Annotated in this window: 18 protein-coding genes; 10 read left to right on the plus strand and 8 right to left on the minus strand. The window is 68.5% G+C overall.

The window, feature by feature from the left end:
* The 3 genes from IPG68_12500 to IPG68_12510 form a co-directional block, all read right to left on the minus strand.
* A partial coding sequence (locus IPG68_12500; protein ID MBK6764030.1) for a response regulator transcription factor occupies positions 1-547 on the minus strand: 547 nt, incomplete at its 3' end.
* Between the two features lie 73 nt (positions 548-620).
* Positions 621-1,502, minus strand: a complete 882-nt coding sequence (locus IPG68_12505) for a PepSY domain-containing protein (protein ID MBK6764031.1) — start codon at positions 1,500-1,502, stop codon at positions 621-623.
* A 164-nt stretch (positions 1,503-1,666) separates the two neighbouring features.
* Positions 1,667-2,788 carry an LCP family protein gene (locus IPG68_12510; GenBank protein ID MBK6764032.1) on the minus strand — a complete coding sequence of 374 codons (1,122 nt, stop codon included), beginning with the start codon at positions 2,786-2,788 and terminating at the stop codon, positions 1,667-1,669.
* Between the two features lie 72 nt (positions 2,789-2,860).
* Between IPG68_12510 and IPG68_12515 the strand changes: the two genes are divergently transcribed.
* The gene (locus tag IPG68_12515) at positions 2,861-3,595 is read left to right on the plus strand and encodes a crotonase/enoyl-CoA hydratase family protein (GenBank protein MBK6764033.1); all 735 of its coding nucleotides are present in this window, start codon (positions 2,861-2,863) and stop codon (positions 3,593-3,595) included.
* A gap of 3 nt (positions 3,596-3,598) precedes the next feature.
* On the opposite strand, the gene IPG68_12520 is transcribed toward IPG68_12515, so the two are convergent.
* Complete coding sequence (locus IPG68_12520) at positions 3,599-4,513, minus strand: hypothetical protein (GenBank protein MBK6764034.1); 915 nt, start codon at positions 4,511-4,513, stop codon at positions 3,599-3,601.
* Between the two features lie 452 nt (positions 4,514-4,965).
* Here IPG68_12520 and IPG68_12525 point away from each other — a divergent pair, with 452 nt between their 5' ends.
* Positions 4,966-5,727, plus strand: a complete 762-nt coding sequence (locus IPG68_12525) for a DUF2786 domain-containing protein (GenBank protein ID MBK6764035.1) — start codon at positions 4,966-4,968, stop codon at positions 5,725-5,727.
* A complete protein-coding gene (locus IPG68_12530; GenBank protein MBK6764036.1) occupies positions 5,724-6,167 on the plus strand; it encodes a TIGR04338 family metallohydrolase in 444 nt (147 codons plus the stop codon). Before IPG68_12525 ends, IPG68_12530 begins: the two co-directional genes overlap by 4 nt.
* Here the strand turns inward: IPG68_12530 and IPG68_12535 are convergent.
* From IPG68_12535 to IPG68_12545, 3 genes are all read right to left on the minus strand, one after another.
* Positions 6,164-6,784, minus strand: coding sequence for a HAMP domain-containing histidine kinase (locus IPG68_12535; protein MBK6764037.1), 621 nt, complete (start codon positions 6,782-6,784; stop codon positions 6,164-6,166). The two genes, IPG68_12530 and IPG68_12535, sit on opposite strands and share 4 nt — an antisense overlap.
* Positions 6,785-6,865: 81 nt before the next feature.
* Positions 6,866-7,165, minus strand: coding sequence for a hypothetical protein (locus tag IPG68_12540; GenBank protein ID MBK6764038.1), 300 nt, complete (start codon positions 7,163-7,165; stop codon positions 6,866-6,868).
* Positions 7,162-7,857 (minus strand): response regulator transcription factor, encoded by a 696-nt coding sequence (locus tag IPG68_12545; protein MBK6764039.1) that lies wholly within the window; start codon positions 7,855-7,857, stop codon positions 7,162-7,164. The genes IPG68_12540 and IPG68_12545 overlap by 4 nt, the downstream gene beginning before the upstream one ends.
* A gap of 121 nt (positions 7,858-7,978) precedes the next feature.
* Here IPG68_12545 and IPG68_12550 point away from each other — a divergent pair, with 121 nt between their 5' ends.
* From IPG68_12550 to IPG68_12580, 7 genes are all read left to right on the plus strand, one after another.
* Entirely contained in the window at positions 7,979-8,455 is a 477-nt protein-coding gene (locus tag IPG68_12550; GenBank protein MBK6764040.1) for a thioredoxin family protein, read from the plus strand.
* Positions 8,455-9,210, plus strand: a complete 756-nt coding sequence (locus tag IPG68_12555) for a cytochrome C biogenesis protein (protein ID MBK6764041.1) — start codon at positions 8,455-8,457, stop codon at positions 9,208-9,210. The genes IPG68_12550 and IPG68_12555 overlap by 1 nt, the downstream gene beginning before the upstream one ends.
* A 91-nt stretch (positions 9,211-9,301) precedes the next feature.
* Complete coding sequence (locus IPG68_12560) at positions 9,302-9,730, plus strand: hypothetical protein (GenBank protein ID MBK6764042.1); 429 nt, start codon at positions 9,302-9,304, stop codon at positions 9,728-9,730.
* Positions 9,717-10,295: a dCTP deaminase gene (locus IPG68_12565; GenBank protein ID MBK6764043.1), complete on the plus strand. Its 579-nt coding sequence runs from the start codon at positions 9,717-9,719 to the stop codon at positions 10,293-10,295. The genes IPG68_12560 and IPG68_12565 overlap by 14 nt, the downstream gene beginning before the upstream one ends.
* 130 nt (positions 10,296-10,425) lie before the next feature.
* Entirely contained in the window at positions 10,426-11,340 is a 915-nt protein-coding gene (gene cysD / locus IPG68_12570) for a sulfate adenylyltransferase subunit CysD (protein MBK6764044.1), read from the plus strand.
* A complete protein-coding gene (gene cysC, locus IPG68_12575; protein MBK6764045.1) occupies positions 11,340-13,184 on the plus strand; it encodes an adenylyl-sulfate kinase in 1,845 nt (614 codons plus the stop codon). The genes cysD and cysC overlap by 1 nt, the downstream gene beginning before the upstream one ends.
* 46 nt (positions 13,185-13,230) lie before the next feature.
* The gene (locus IPG68_12580) at positions 13,231-15,369 is read left to right on the plus strand and encodes an EAL domain-containing protein (GenBank protein MBK6764046.1); all 2,139 of its coding nucleotides are present in this window, start codon (positions 13,231-13,233) and stop codon (positions 15,367-15,369) included.
* Positions 15,370-15,372: 3 nt separating this feature from the next.
* Here IPG68_12580 and IPG68_12585 read toward each other — a convergent pair whose 3' ends face one another.
* Entirely contained in the window at positions 15,373-15,795 is a 423-nt protein-coding gene (locus IPG68_12585) for a YccF domain-containing protein (protein ID MBK6764047.1), read from the minus strand.
* Positions 15,796-15,871: the final 76 nt, after the last annotated feature.

Below are 15,871 nucleotides of genomic sequence, written 5' to 3' on the forward strand. Positions count from 1 at the left end.
CGTAGCCCCAGATGCGCTCGTAGATGACGTAGTGCTCCAGCACGATCCCGGCGTTGATCATGAGCAGTTCCAGCAGGTCGAACTCGGTCTTGGACAGTTCGATCTCCTGTCCGCCGCGCCAGACCCGGCGCGAATGCGGGGACAGTCGCACGTCCTCGACCGTGAGGTCCGCGGTGCTAGCGGCCGGCTCCGCGCGACGCAGCAGTGCGCGCAACCGGGCGAGGACCTCCTCGATGTCGTAAGGCTTGGGCACGTAGTCGTCAGCGCCGGCGTCCAGTCCCGCTACCCGGTCGGCGGTCTCCACCCGCGCGGTCAGCATGAGGATCGGGATCGCGTCACCCTCGGCCCGCAGGACCCGGCAGACACCGAGGCCGTCCACCCCGGGCATCATGACGTCGAGCACGAGCACATCGGGACGGTCGGCGCGGAACGCGGCCAGCGCTTCGACCCCGTCGGCGCAGGCGCTGACCTGGTAGCCGTTGAGTTCCAACGCCGTGGTCAGGGACTCCCGGATCGCCCGGTCGTCGTCGGCAACGAGCACCTTCATGGCTGTGAGTCTGCCGCACGGGCATCCGGGTGCGTGCGGTGCTCGGGGGTCGCACCGCACGCACCCGGAAGTCTCACGCCGCGCTCGACGACGCGGTCGGATGTGGCATCCCGCGCCGCGGGAAGTCCATGGTCTTCGTGTTGGTGACGGTGAACTGCGCGTTCATCACGACGATCACCATCGAGCCGTCGTCCTTCTTCACGAAGGCGTAGTACTTCTTGCCCTTCTTGTGGACATCCATGACGGTACCGCCGGGCACCTTGTCCAGCGCTGCAGCCTCGGCCTTCTTGAAGGCGGCACCTGTCACGTCCTTGCCCATCGGGCCGTGCCCGCGAGCGCCGTGGTGACCACGCTTGCGCGGAGTCTCCACGGAGGTGATGGCGTAGCTCTCATCGAGCAGGACGACCTTCTTCTTCCCGGCGTCCGTGCGGATGAGCGCGGCGAACCCGTCGTCGTCCCTGACGAACACCTGCAGGACGGTCGCCTGCGGGAACCGCGCCTCGACAGCGTCGGTGACCTTCTGTGTCTGCTCGTCGGTGGCCGGTGTCCCGGGACCGTGTCCCGGACCGCCGGCGGGCATATCCCTCTGTTCGACGACCGCGAACTTCGCGTCGAGGACCACGACCACACGGGTGCCGTCGGTCTTGGTCACCATGACGAGGTAGTTACCGTCGGCGTCCTTGTGCACGTGGTCGGCGGTCCCGGGTACCGCAGCGATGGCCGCGTCTATGGCCTTCTGGGCGTCCTCGCCCGTGACGAGTTCGCCGGGTCCTCGCTCCCCCATTGGCCCGCGGTTGCCCATCGGGCCACCCATGTAGCCGTACGCCTGGTTGCTGCTCTGCGCCGGTGCGGTGGCGGGGGTGTCCGCTGTGGCGATTGCAATGCCGCCGGCCACGGTCGCTCCCACGGCGAATGCCGCGATACTGGCGCCGGCGACGGTTCCGATCTTCTTCACGAGAGTTCCTTTCGTCGTTACCAGCACTGTGAACGGCCTCTACGAGAACTGCACCAAACGTGGGTAAGAGGCCGGTGAGAAGGGCGGGAGCGCTGCAACCGGTGTGTTTCGCTCCCGGGTGTCCGTTTCGCTCCCACCTTTGGCTGGGGGTCCCGCGCCGCGCGTCAGTCGATCGAGTTGAAGAGTTCCAGCGCCTTGGGGGTGTCCCATTTCACGGCGTCCTGGCCGCCGACGTAGTAACTGCCCTCGACGGTCGGAACGGTGGTTGCCTCCCCGATCCCCATGGAGATCATGCCCATGGCCATGGCGAGCCGGGCGTCGTCGAAGATGCCGGTGCTCTTGTCCACGGTCAGGCTGTGCCCCGCCGATGAGGCGGCGCCGAACGCCCGCCAAGGCAGCACCCAGGTGAACGGGCTCATGGCCCGCTTCGCCACGGACGAGATGAACTCCTGCTGGCGCTGGACCCGTCCGAGGTCGCCCCGAGGATCCGCGTACCGCATCCGCACGTACGCCAGGGCGTCCTTGCCGTCCATCGTCTGGCAGCCCTTCTTCACCTTCAAGCCGCTGTTGGCGTCGTTGTACTTGCGGTCGGGACACAGTTTGACCCCACCCAGGGCGTCGGTCGTGTTGGCGACGCCGGCGAACCCGATCTCGACGTAGTTGTCGATGTGCAGGCCGGTCGCCTGCTCGACGGTCGTGACGAGCAACTCGGGCCCCCCGAGGGCGAAAGCTGTGTTGATCTTCCCCTGGCCGTAGCCCGGAATCCCCACCCACGAGTCGCGCGGAATGGACACCAGCGTCGGGGCGCCGATCAGCGGTACGTGCATCAGCATGATCGTGTCGGTGCGCTGACCCTCCGTGGCGCCGGTGTGCAGGCGCTTCTGGTCGGCCTTGGACAGGCCGGCGCGACTGTCGCTGCCGACCAGGAGGTAGTTGCGACCGGAGGATGAGATGGCGCTGGCGGGCAGAGCCGCGGTCTTCGAGACCGAGGTGGCGAAAACGGTCGCTACCGCGATGAGGTACACGGTCATCACCGCGACCAAGGTGAGCAGGATGCGCTTGACGCTCCAGCGCCGGCGGGCGCCGCGCCGCGGGCGACTGGGGGGGATGGACCGCGGGATCTGCGGCTGGACCGGCGGTGGGGACCCGACGGGACGTCGTGCCGCTGCCGGGGTGCCCACGGGTTGGCGAACGCCGGGTGCGCCGAGGCGCTGCGTCGGCTGCTCGTCGGGCAGCGGCCGCATCCATGCCTCGTACTCGGGGGGCAGTTCCCCACTCTTGCTCACCTATACATGGTGCATGACCAATCGTTCCGGCGGCAGTGACCCTGGTCTCAAAACGTCCTACGATCGGGCGCCATGACGGTAAGGATTACGCAAGATGGCCCAACGACCGTGGTCACGATCGACCGACCTGAGGTGCGCAATGCAGTGGACCGGGACACCGCAGAAGCGCTGGCCGGGGCGTTCCGGGACTTCGAAGCCAACCCGCAGGCGAAGGTCGCTGTACTGACCGGGGCGGGTGGCACGTTCTGCGCGGGGGCCGACCTGCGCGCGATCGCGGGGGGTCAGCCGAACCGGCTGGCAACCGACGGGGACGCCCCGATGGGACCTTCGCGGATGGTGTTGTCGAAGCCGGTCATCGCGGCGGTGGCAGGCCACGCGGTGGCTGGCGGGCTGGAACTGGCGTGCTGGGCCGATCTGCGGGTGATCGAGGCCGACGCCGTGCTGGGGGTCTTCTGCCGTCGCGTCGGGGTGCCGCTGATCGACGGCGGCACGGTGCGCCTGCCGCACATCGTGGGGCTGGGCAGGGCGCTGGATCTGATCCTCACCGGCCGGGAGGTCGCAGCCGAGGAGGCGCTGCGGATCGGGCTCGCGAACCGGGTGGTGCCGCCGGGGCAGGGACTGCCCGCCGCGATGCTATTGGCCGAGCAGATCGCTGCGTTCCCCCCGGCCGCCATGCTGGCCGACCGGGCCAGTGTCTACCGCGGTCTGGACCTGCCGGCGGACAGGGCGTTGGCCGCGGAGTTCGAGCACGGGCTGGCCGCAGTCGTTGAGGGTCTCGAGGGCGCGCGCCGGTTCATCGGCGGGTAGGGTTCACACCACCCTGTCGACCAGGTGGGGGAACTCGAGCAGAGTGAATATCTGCAGGGCGCCGGCCGTGTCGAGCACGCTGCCGTCGTCGTACCGGCCGGCCTGCGTGAACCATCCGTCACGGTCACGTCCGTTCTCGTCGAGCATCTCGGCGTACTCGCGGATGTGGGCACTGCGTCCCATCTGCAGTTGGGCCTTGACGTAGATGGCGTTGAAGCACACCGGCTGACGCCACAGGGCAGCCGGGGTGAAGTGCGCCTCGCCCGCCTCCGAGGCCTCGCGAGCGAGCACGGCATCGCCGGCGTGGTAGGCCGCGGCGATGAGCAGTCCCTGGTTGTACGAGTAGATCGCGGGCTCGATGCTGCCGTCGGCACGGACATGGTCCTGGACCAGGCCGTTGGCGTCGCGCAGACCGGACAGGAAGCGCAAGCTGTGCGTCACGTCCCCGCCGAGGCCGGCGTGCAACAGGGCACCTGCCCCGGTGGAGCAGGCGTTGATGGTGTCGCCCTCCTCGACCCAGCGGATACCACCGGTTTCAGGGTCCCGGCCGGTCTGCACGAAGTGGTCGATATCGCCGGCCCGTTGCCGGGAGGCCCGGCCGGCGCTGAACGTGTGCCGCTGCAGGAATGCCAAGCCGAGCCAGGCGTTGTCGTCGAAGTACCGACGGCCGCGCCCGATGGATTCCCGGTAGCCGCCTTTCGGATCGCGGTAGCCGGCCCGGTCCCGTGCCAGTCCGGGGAACTGAGCGGGCCCGGACACTGAGTCCGAGAGCGCGTAGGCGTGCAGCACCTGCGAGTAGGGCCAGCAGGTCACGGCGACCGGCGATCCCGGTTCGTGGACCCAGGTCAGTCGGCCCACCCCGGCCAGGCAGCGGCGCAGGGTCGCGCGCGTGCGTTCGTATCGGTTCGCGCCCCGCATTGTGCCAGGGTAGTGCGCTGCAGGGGGCCGGCCCCAGCCCTGGCCCGTGCGCCAACTGCAGGTGGGAGGGATTCGGACGTTGGGGAGCGAAGGGGACCGGTGGGGTCTCTCCCGGGTCTCTCCCGGGTTCAGCGGGACAGGCGGCAGGCGGCGGGTTGTGGCCGCGCCAGCTGCAGGCGGGAGGGATTCGGACGTTGGGGAGTGAAAGGGACCGGTTGGGTCTCTCCCGGGTTCCGGGTCCGGCCGGTCGGACAGGCGGCAGGCGCCGGGCCGGCCGCGCCAGCTGCAGGCGGGAGGGATTCGGACGTTGGGGAGCGAAAGGGACCGGTTGGGTCTCTCCCGGGTTCAGCAGCGGAAGGGGCGGCGGGCCAGGTTTCCACTCCTGTGGATGGCGGGCTCGCCTGTCACACCCCTGGGGCACGATGGGGACAGTCGATGAGGAGGTCCCATCCATGCTCGAGACGCTGAGCAAGTTGCTGAACCAGGCGGAGAATGCCGCGACGGAGGCCGAGGCCGAGGCGTTCTTCGCCAAGGCTCAGGAACTCGCGACGCTGCACGCGATCTCGTTGGCCGAGGCCCGCGCCCACACCGCCAAATCCCAGCAGCGCGAGCAGCCCACGCACGAGCAGGTGATGGTCGGCCTTCCCCGCCAGCACGTCAACAGCCACCTGTGCCTGCTGTCTGTGGCGATCGGCGAGGCGAACAGCCTGCGCACCAACATCGCGTCGAACAACACCTACATCATCTGGTTCGGTCTGCCCAGCGATATCGAGGCGGCGACGCTGTTGCTGAACTCGGTGGCCCACCAGATGGTGCGCTCGGCTGACGCCTTCGTGCGGGGCAGGTCCTGGGCCGGTGAAGCGGATCTCGAGAACGGCGGGACGCCCATGACCGCACAGAAGGCGCGCAAGAGCTACTACACGGCATACGTGCGGGTGATCGGTGAGCGTCTGATGGCCGCCCGCCGCGATGCCGAGGCCGAATACGACCGGGCCAGCGAGCAGGCAGGGTCCGCCGCGCTGGTCCTGCGGGGTAAGGAGATCGAGGTGCGCGATTACTACGCACAGACATCCACGGCCCGCGGTTCCTGGCGGGGCAGCCGCGGCAGTTACTCGTCGGCCCAGGCTGTTCGGCGTGCGCGCGAAGATGCCGAAGCCGCGCGCCTGGATGCCTCCCGCGAGATCGGGGGGAGTCGCCCAGCCGTGGCGTCATGAACGACACCCAACAGGTGTACGCCGCGGAGAACACGCTGATGTTCCTGCTCGACAACGGCGGCTCCGCCCAGTTCATGGGCAGTTCGCTCACGCTGCCTGTGGAACGCCGGTTCGGCGACCTCGACGGGGTCCGGCGCTACCTGGCACAGGTGCGGACCATGCCCTGGGGCTACGGGCGGACTCCCGAGCCGGTGGTGCGATTGCGCAAAGGAGCGGCGAAGGCACACTGGGATGGTGGGGTGATCGCGCTGCCCGACGGCATCGGGGCGAAGGGCTGGGCCATGCGGGAGGTGGTCGTGTTGCACGAGTACGCCCACCACGTGGCGTGGTTCACCGCCGGGGCCGTCGGCCACGGGCCGGCCTTCCAGGAGGTCTACCTCGACCTGCTTGGGAATGCGGTCGGCCCGGAGGCCGCATTCGTCGTGCGGGCCAGCCTCTAGGAGAAGACCGGCGATTCCGTGGCGAGGGGAACCTCGATCACGAAAGTGCAGCCGTCACCGGAGTTGTGCACGGTGATCGTGCCTCCGTGGCCCTGCACCACCCGCTGACTGATCGTCAGACCCAGACCCGCGCCGCCGTCGCCAGGGGTCCGGGACGTGGTGCCGCGCCAGCCGGGCTCGAAGACGCGCTGCAGGTGCCCGTCCGGGATCCCCCCGCACTGATCACGGACCGACAGGCGCGCCCGGGTGAGGTCATGGTCCACCGACACCGCCACGAAACCCTCGGGGCGGGTGTGCCGCAGGGCGTTGACGATCAGGTTGTTGACGGCTCGACCCAGTTCTTTGGTGTCCCCCTGCACGATCACCGGGCCGTCCACAGATCCGTCCAGCGTGATCCCGAGGCGGTGGGCCAGCGGCTGGTTGCCGCCGACGAGGTCTGATGCGAGATCGCCGAGGTCCACGGGCTCGCGCGCCATGCGAGCGGCCGGGCTCTGTAGGCGGGACATCGTCGTGAGGTCCTCGACGATCAACCCGAGCGAGTCGACCTCGCGCAGCATCCGCGTCGGGTAGTCCTCGGGTGCCAGCCCGTCCTCCAGTGCTTCGGTGAGCACGCGCATGCGTGCCAGCGGCGTGCGTAGATCGTGTCCGAGCCAGGCGATCAGCTCTGTCCGTCGTTCTTCGATCGCCCGGTCCCGCTGCTATGCGGCCGCCTCAGCCTGCAGCCGTGCCACCCGAGCGCCCACCACGGCCCCGAACGCCACGGCGATCGGGGTGGCCACCAGCAGCACGACTGCGATGACGACGACCTGGTCGGCTTCGAGCAACATCGTCTCGCTGGCCGTGGCGACCCCGGCCGCGACGCTGGACACCGGGACCAACGGGGCCAGGCGGATGGCCCAGGGCACGCTGTGACGGCTGATGGCGAACAGAAGTGCAGTCGCCGCCGCACCGCAGACGATTGCCGCGACGATCGACAGCAGGAGCGGCTCGACGGTCATGTCCCCGTCACCCACCGGTAGCCGACGCCCCAGACCGTCACCAGGCGCCGGGGATCGGCGGGGTCGGTCTCGACCTTCTCCCGCAGTCGTCGCACGTGCACGGTCACGGTGGACTTGTCACCGAAGTTCCACTCCCACACCTCTCGCAACAGTTCGTCGCGTCCCAGCGCCTGGTCGGAATGCTCGAGGAAGTACGCCAGGAGGTCGAACTCCCGGGCCGTCAGCCGCAGGTCGGCGCCGGCGCGGGTCGCCGTTCGGGAACCGGTGTCGATCAGCACATCGCCATCGCTGAGCACCAGCTCTTCGGTCGGCGACGGCCGCGCGCAACGCCGGAGAACGGACTGAATGCGAAGCACCAACTCGCGCGGACTGAACGGCTTGACGACGTAGTCGTCGGCACCGGCGCTGAGCCCTGCGATCCGATCGATCTCCTCGGTGCGCGCGGTGAGCAGGATCACCGGCAGGTCCGGTCTCGTGGAGCGGATCTGACCGCACAATGCCATGCCGTCCCCGTCCGGCAGCATCACGTCGAGCACCAGCAGGTCGGGCTGCATCTGCTCGAGGGCGGTCATGAGTCCGGCGGCAGATTCCAGGTGGCGGCCTTCGAGGTCCGAGCGCTCGAGGTACCTGAGCAGGACTTCACCCACCGTACGGTCGTCGTCGACGACCAGGATCCCGCTCACGTGACCCACGGTAGGGGCGGATGAAGGTCAGGGACAGGCCCAGATGACAGCGTAAGACTTCCGTAACCGTCCGGGTCCTTCCCTCCCGCCGGTTGGTGCGGTGTCCTGTTCACAGCGAAAGGAGATCTCCATGACACGACCCCTGACTGCGGCCTCCGCCACGATCCTGCTCTGCCTATTGGCAGCCTGTGGGGGTGGTGCGACCAGTCAGCCGGAGGCCGCGACCACGCCGCCGGCTGCCAGCCCCGCCGCGACCAGCCCCGCACCGGCAGCGACCAAGAAGTCGCCGGACCTGCCTTCGGGCGGGTACATCGACTACGCCGACTACCGTTCCGATCCGCAGGCCTATGCCGCCGGGGATGTTGTGCTCTTCTTCAACGCGACGTGGTGCCCGACGTGCCAGGAAGCGACCGGGAACCTGGAAGGGGCGCAGTTCCCCGACGGTTTGACGGTGGTCAGCGTGGACTACGACGCCAACCTCCAGTTGCGCAAGGAGTACGGCGTGACCACGCAGCACACATTCATCCAGGTCGGGCCCGACGGTCAGGAGTTGGCGAAGTTCACCGGCGCCACGACGGTTCCGCAGATCGAAGGCGAACTCGTCTGATGCTGGAGGTCGTCGGGGCCGTGGTGGCCGGTGTCCTCACCGTCCTCGCCCCCTGCGTGCTCCCTCTGCTCCCGGTGGTCGTGGGCGGCGCGGTTGCGGCAGAGCCCGGCGGTGGCGGTGTGGCAGTGACGACCCGGCGCCAGGTGCGCGCCCCCTTGGTGATCACGGCTTCGCTGGGGGTCTCGATCATCGTGTTCACGCTGCTACTCAAGGCCACCACGGCCCTGATCGGCATCCCGCCGCAGGTGTGGGAATGGCTCTCCGGGCTGATCCTCATCGGGCTGGGGTTGGTGTTCGCCTTCCCCTCCTGGTGGGAGCGGATCAGCGTCGCCCTGCGCCTGCAGTCGCGCGCGGGCACCCGTCTGGCGGCAGCTCGGCAGCGCGACGGGGTGGCCGGCTGGGTCCTCACCGGCGCTGCGCTGGGTCCGGTCTTCACGTCCTGTTCGCCGCTGTACGGCTACGTGGTCGTGACGGTGCTGCCGGCCGAACCGGCGTACGGCATGCTCCTGTTGCTCGCCTACACCGCAGGCCTGTGCGCCATGTTGCTGGCCATCGCCCTGCTCGGGCAGCGCGCCGTCGTCAGGCTGCGGTGGGCCGCCGATCCGCACGGGTGGTTGCGGCGAGGGTTGGGCCTGGTGTTCGTCGGCATCGGGGTGCTCGTGCTCACCGGATGGATGAAGGACATCGAGACCTGGCTGATCGCCAACGCGCCGGTGCAGCCGTGGAATCTCGATCGCGGGTTCCTGCCCGAATGACCACGCCCCAGCCTCTAAGGTTGGGGCAGTCACGTGATCGTGGGAGGAAACCGTGCGCCGTTCGGCTGTGTTCGCAAGTGCTCTGGTTCTGGTGGGCATGCTCGCCGCCGGCTGTTCGTCGACCGACGAGGCCGACCAGAAGACCGAGAATGCGAATGCGGCGGTCTGCCTGTCGCTCGAGGGGCTCGACGCACCCATCCAGGGCCTGTCCAGCGGCGTGACCGGCACCGGCGATGTGACAGTCGGGCAGGCGCAGGAGTCCGTCAACCAGATCTCTGCGGCCTACGACACCGTAGAGGCGGAGATCCAGAAGCTCGGCGAGGATGTCAGCGACGAGGTAGCGACGGCTCAGGAGCAGTTCGCTGCCGCGCAGATGCAGATCCAGGACGGGCTGGCCGGTCTCGACGGCGACCAGAGCCTGTCCGAGCTCCCCGAGCAGGAGCAGCAGGCGATCGAGCAGCTGAGCGCGAGCTACCAAGATCTGAACTCCAGCCTGGGTTGCAGCGATGCTTCTCAGTGATGCCGGGATCCGTGCCGAGGTCGAGGCGGGGCGCGTAGGCGTCCAGCCGTACGACCCCGGCATGGTGCAGCCGTCCAGCATCGACGTGCGCCTCGACCGGTACTTCCGGGTCTTCGAGAACCACCGGTATCCCTACATCGACCCGTCCGCCGAACAGACCGAACTGACCCGGTTGGTCGAGACCAACGGCGAAGAGCCGTTCATCCTGCATCCGGGGGAGTTCGCCCTGGCCTCGACCTACGAGGTGATCACGCTGCCTGACGACGTGGCAGGGCGGCTGGAGGGCAAGTCCTCGCTGGGCCGCCTGGGCCTGCTCACCCACTCGACCGCCGGCTTCATCGACCCGGGCTTCTCCGGGCACGTGACCCTGGAACTGTCCAACGTCGCGACGCTCCCGATCAAGCTCTGGCCAGGCATGAAGATCGGGCAGTTGTGCCTCTTCCGCCTGGAGTCGCCCGCCGAGCATCCGTACGGCTCGCAGGTGTACGGCTCGCGCTACCAGGGCCAGCGGGGCCCGACGCCGAGCCGGTCCTACCTGAATTTCCACCGCACCCAGATCGTGTGACGCGCGATACAGGTACGTCCGGAAGCGGTCACGGTACACTGAATCGGTGTTCGGCGGTCAGCCCGCCGCCCGCCCGCAAGCCGCAGTGCCCGACCTCGATGGGTGCTGCAGAAGGACGAGACTAGCCACCATGTCGATCGACAACGAGACCTCACGGGTGCTCGACGCCCTCGAGGCCGAAGCCATCTGGGTGTTCCGGGAGACCGCTGCCGCGTTCGAACGTCCGGTACTCCTGTACAGCATCGGCAAGGACTCCACCGTCCTGCTGCATCTGGCCCGCAAGGCCTTCCACCCCGGCCCCATCCCGTTTCCGGTGATGCACATCGACACCGGGTGGAAGTTCCGCGAGATGTACGAATTGCGCGACCGCACCGCCAAGGAACTCGGTCTGGACCTGCGGCTGGCGACGAACCAGGAGGCGCGTGATCAGGGCGTGACCCCGTTCTCCCACGGCGCGCAGGAGTTCACCCGGATCATGAAGACGGTGGCCCTGCGCGCGGCGCTGGACGAGGGCATGTTCGACATCGCCGTGGGCGGTGCGCGCCGCGATGAGGAGCGCAGCCGGGCCAAGGAGCGCATCTTCTCGCTGCGCGAGGCCGGGCACCGCTGGGAGCCGCGCAACCAGCGCCCGGAGTTCTGGCACACGGTGAACAACGCCCTGACCGACGGCCAGACCATGCGGGTGTTCCCGCTGTCCAACTGGTCGGAGCTCGACGTCTGGCGCTACGTGGCCCGCGAGAACCTCGAAGTCGTGCCGCTGTACTTCACCCAGGAGCGTCCGGTGGTCCGCCGGCAGGGCACCTGGATCATGGTCGACGACGACCGCATGGAACTTGAGCCTGGCGAACAGGTCGAGATGCGACGTGTGCGCTTCCGTTCCTTGGGCGACTACCCGCTGTCGGGGGCAGTCGAGGGCGAGGCGGCCGACGTTTACGACATCATCCGCGACATCGAGGTCAACCGGCAGTCCGAACGCGCCGGCCGGCTCATCGACGGTGAGGGTGCACAGTCCATGGAGCGCAAGAAGGCGGAGGGCTACTTCTGATGAAGGCACTGATCCGAGTTGTCGTCTGCGGCTCCGTGGACGACGGTAAGAGCACCCTGCTGGGCCGCCTGCTCGCCGAGACCGGCTCGATCCCCGAGGATCAACTAGAGTCCGCCCGGTTCACCCGGCGTCCGGGTTCCACGATCCCACTGGGCGAGATCGACTACAGCCTCGTGACCGACGGCCTGGAGGCCGAACGCGAGCAGGGCATCACCATCGACGTGGCCTACCGCCACCTGATGCTGCCCAGCCGCCGCCGGGCGATCCTCGCCGACGCCCCCGGGCACGAGCAGTACACCAGGAACATGGCGGTGGCCGCCTCGACCGCCGACGTGGGCATCCTGCTCATCGACGCCATGCGCGGGACGAAGCGGCAGACCCACCGCCACCTCACGGTGTGCGGCCTGATGGGTGTTCGCCACGTGGTGCTCGCGGTGAACAAACTCGACGGCGTCGCCTACGACAAGGGCATCTACGAGGAGCTCGTCGCAGAGGTGTCCGACACCGCCCGGCGCATGGAGATCCATTCGGTCATCCCGGTGCCCGTATCGGCGCTCGTGGGTGACAACGTCCTGGCCCACTCCCCCAACACGCCCTGGTACCACGGCCCGACCTTGCTCGACGCCCTGGACGCCGCGGACATCCCGGAGGAGAACGATGGCGACGTGCGGCTGCCGGTGCAGACGATCATCCGGGCCACGCACTTCCGCGGCTACGGCGGCCTGGTAGCGCAGGGCACCGTGCGGGCCGGCCAGCGCGTGACCGTGGCACAGTCCGGCCAGCAGGCGACCATCGTGAGGCTGCACGGGCTCAACGGCACCGAACCGTACGAACCCGAGCAGGTGGTGACCGGGGAGTCGGTGACCATCGAGCTCGACAAGGACATCGATATCGCCCGCGCCGACCTGCTGGTTACCGGGGAACCCCCGCAACTGGCCGACCGGTTCGCCGCCGACGTCGTGTGGATGAGCGACCAGCAGTTAGCCCACGGCCGGTCGTACACGCTGCGCAGCGGACCGCTCGAAGTGCCCGCGACGGTCACGAATGTCCGCCACCGGCTCGACGTCACCAACGGCAACACGATGGCCGCGCGGCTGCTCGAGATCAACGATGTCGGCCGTGTGGAGATCGCGACCTCCCGGCCGGTCAACCTCGAGGCCTACACCGAGTCCCGGGAGACCGGCGGGTTCATCCTCGTCGACCGCATGACCGGGGAGACGCTGGCGGCGGGCCTGACGCGATTCGCGCTGCGCCGGGCCACCAATGTCGTGCCCCACCACTTCGAGGTCGACCGTGCGGCCCGGCAGGTGCTCAACGGTCACCCGGCGAAGGTTCTGTGGCTCACGGGGTTCTCCGGATCGGGCAAGTCGACGATTGCCGACGCGGTGGAACGCAAACTGCACTCCCTGGGGATCCGGTCGTTCGTCCTCGATGGTGACAACCTGCGCAGCGGCCTGAACAAAGACCTCGGCTTCACCCCTGAGGACCGTGCGGAGAACGTGCGCCGGGTCGCGGAGGTCTCCCGGCTGATGTACGACGCCGGCCTGGTGGCCATCGTGGCGCTGGTTTCGCCGTTCCGCGCCGACCGGGAGGCGGCCCGGGCGCTGTTCGACGACGGCGAGTTCCTCGAAGCGTGGGTGGACACCCCGATCGAGGTGGCGATGGAGCGCGACACCAAGGGCCTGTATGCAAAGTCCAAGGCCGGTACGCTGCCCAACCTCACCGGTGTGGGACAGCAGTACGAGGTCCCCGAGGACGCCGAACTGCGCCTGTCGGGCACCGACCCGGTCGAGCAGAACGTGGAGACGATCCTCGAGGCACTGCTGCCGGACACCATCGCGTAGGCAACACGGCCCTCGGACCCGTAGCCTGACGGGTGGAGGTCCGCGCGTGGCACAGGCGTTCTACTCACTCGACGGCCCCCGACCGCTGTCGACCGGACAGCGGATCTGGATGGGGGCGCTGGTCGTCTGCTATGCCCTGATCGTGATCGCGGCATTCACCGCCGCCCCCGCGCAGTGGGAGCCGCTGCCCGCCATCGCGCTGGCGCACGCACTGCTGGCGGCGTTCATCTGCGGGGTGACGTCGCTGCTCATGGTGGGTCATGCCCGCAGCACCGGCCGCCGTGGCTACCTGATGGTCGCGGGCACCTTCGGCTACATGACCGGCGTGCTGCTGTTCTTCCCGCTGGTCTTCCCGGGCGCCGTCATCGGCGACGACCGCCTCCTCGGCAGCGTGCAGAGCGCGGTGGACCTGTACTACAGTTGGCACTTCGCCTTCCCCATCGGGATCGCAGTGTCGGCGTGGATGATCGACAACGACCGGCGCACCCACCGCCGGCCGAGCCTCACCCGCAAAGACATGTGGGGGGCGGCGCTGGCGCCCCTTGCCGGGATCCTGCTCACCGTCCTGCTGGCAACCCTCCCCCTGGATCCGCTGCCGGACCTCGTCGAATCCGACGGCACCAAGACGGCCGTGGCGTTGCTCCTCGATGCAGTGCTCATCGCGATCTGTGTGGGCTGCGTGGTCGTGACGCTGTACTGCTCGCGCAGCGGGGCGCTGATCGGCAGATGGCTCACCGCGCTGGCCCTGCTGACTCTCGGCGAGGCGATCGTCAACCTGAACGCCGTGGACCGCTTCTCCGCCGGCTGGTACCTCAGCCGGTTCCTGTGGCTGGTGGCCTGCGCGGCGCTGCTGGTGGCCCTGATCTGGAACCTCAACCGCATCGACCGCGTGAACAGCGAGTTGGCCAGCCTCGACTCGCTCACCGGCTGCGAGTCGAGGATCAGCCTGCTCGATGCCACCCACCGGGAGATCGCCCGCGTCCGCGAGGCTGGCGGGCAGGTGGCGCTGCTGTGGATCGATCTCGACGGGTTCAAGGGCGTCAACGACCAACTGGGCCATCATCTGGGGGATGCGGTACTGCGCCGGGTCGTCGAGCGGCTCGCCCAGCAGGTGCGTCGTGGCGACCGGGTGGGCCGCCTAGGCGGAGACGAGTTCGGGGTCCTGCTGTGCGACGACGTCGAGGCCACCCGCATCACGGCGGTGGCCGATCGGCTTCTGGCCGCGGTCCGGGAACCGATCCGGGCCGGCGACGCCATCGTCCACGTCACAGCCGCCATCGGGGTGGCGACCGCCCCCGAGGACGCAACTGAGGCCGATGATCTGCTGCTGTGCGCGGACCTCGCGATGTACGCGGCCAAGAGCCTCGGCGGTGACCGGTACGAGCGGTTCAACGAGTCCATCGGAGTACAGGCCGTCTCGAAAGCGAGGATGCGCCACGAACTGTCGGGCGCGCTGCGGCACGGCGAGTTCTGCCTGTACTACCAGCCGATCTTCGAGGCCGACGGCGGGCGGATGGCCGGTGTGGAGGTGCTGGTGCGCTGGCTGCAGGACGGCGTGGCGGTGACCGCCGGGGACTTCATCACGTTCGCCGAGCGATCCGGGCAGATCGTCAGCCTGGGCCGGATCGTCGTGCGGCAATTGAGTCAGGAACTCCCCCGCTGGTTGGAGGCCCAGCAGTCGGACTTCTTCGTCGCGATGAACCTGTCGGCCCGGGAGTTGGCTGAGGACTCGCTGGTGAGAGAGATCCTCGATGGCCCATTGGCCCAGCACGCCTCACAACTGGTCGTGGAGGTGACGGAGTCCTTGGAACTGCAGGAGAACTCCGGGGCGGAAGCCAATCTCAACCGCCTGCGGGCTGCGGGGATGAGGATCGCCATCGACGACTTCGGTGCCGGGTTCAGCAACTTCACCCGACTGGAGCACCTCCAACCGTCGCTGATCAAGGTGGACCGCAGCCTGGTCCGGCGTGCCGGCAGCGAGCAGGAGGGCGGAGTTGCGTTCCTCACGGCGGCCACGAGTGTGGCGGCGTCCCTGAACTGCGACGTGGTCGCCGAAGGTGTCCAGACGCAGGCGGAGGCGCAGGTGGTGAAACTGCTGGGCGTTCGCTACGTGCAGGGTTTCCGGTACGCCGAGCCCGGACCGATCGAGGTGTACCTCGATGCATCGGCCGAGCCCTGGACCTGAGGTCTACCGCGGTCCCGGCGCGTAGATGGCCCCCGGCGTGCCAGCTGCGATGTCGTCGATGTCGATGATCTGCTTGCCCAACGGTGCCAGCGCGATGGGGATCATCTTGAACGAGCCGATCCCCCACGGGATGCCGATGATGGTGATGCACAGGACCACCCCGGTCACGGCGTGCGCGATCGCCACCCACAGCCCCGCGAAGACGAACCAGAGCACGTTGGCGATGCAAGTGCCGGGGATCTTGTCGGCCTTGGGCACCACGGCCCGGCCGAACGGCCACAGTGCGTAGTTGGCCATCCGGAACGCCCCGATCGCCCACGGGATGGTGATGATGAAGATCAGCATGATCACCCCGGCGGCCGCATAAGTCAGGGCCAGCCAGATGCCGGCGAGGAGCAGCCACAGGATGTTGCCGATCGTGCGCATGTGATGAGCCTACCGAGACCACAAGTGGGCGATGTGGAGCGGAGCAGGGCCCGATCCGCCCACTTGTGGGCCGGGA

The organism is Micrococcales bacterium, from assembly GCA_016703125.1.
Lineage (GTDB): Bacteria > Actinomycetota > Actinomycetes > S36-B12 > UBA10799 > JADKAV01.

Coding starts and splice junctions, on each gene's coding strand:
- cysC (MBK6764045.1), top strand. CDS start 11,340: ATGAAGGCACTGATCCGAGTTGTCGTCTGCGGCTCCGTGGACGACGGT.
- IPG68_12585 (MBK6764047.1), bottom strand. CDS start 15,795: ATGCGCACGATCGGCAACATCCTGTGGCTGCTCCTCGCCGGCATCTGG.
- IPG68_12515 (MBK6764033.1), top strand. CDS start 2,861: ATGACGGTAAGGATTACGCAAGATGGCCCAACGACCGTGGTCACGATC.
- IPG68_12555 (MBK6764041.1), top strand. CDS start 8,455: ATGCTGGAGGTCGTCGGGGCCGTGGTGGCCGGTGTCCTCACCGTCCTC.
- IPG68_12525 (MBK6764035.1), top strand. CDS start 4,966: ATGCTCGAGACGCTGAGCAAGTTGCTGAACCAGGCGGAGAATGCCGCG.
- IPG68_12550 (MBK6764040.1), top strand. CDS start 7,979: ATGACACGACCCCTGACTGCGGCCTCCGCCACGATCCTGCTCTGCCTA.
- IPG68_12540 (MBK6764038.1), bottom strand. CDS start 7,165: ATGACCGTCGAGCCGCTCCTGCTGTCGATCGTCGCGGCAATCGTCTGC.
- IPG68_12535 (MBK6764037.1), bottom strand. CDS start 6,784: ATGCGCGTGCTCACCGAAGCACTGGAGGACGGGCTGGCACCCGAGGAC.
- IPG68_12530 (MBK6764036.1), top strand. CDS start 5,724: ATGAACGACACCCAACAGGTGTACGCCGCGGAGAACACGCTGATGTTC.
- IPG68_12520 (MBK6764034.1), bottom strand. CDS start 4,513: ATGCGGGGCGCGAACCGATACGAACGCACGCGCGCGACCCTGCGCCGC.
- cysD (MBK6764044.1), top strand. CDS start 10,426: ATGTCGATCGACAACGAGACCTCACGGGTGCTCGACGCCCTCGAGGCC.
- IPG68_12565 (MBK6764043.1), top strand. CDS start 9,717: ATGCTTCTCAGTGATGCCGGGATCCGTGCCGAGGTCGAGGCGGGGCGC.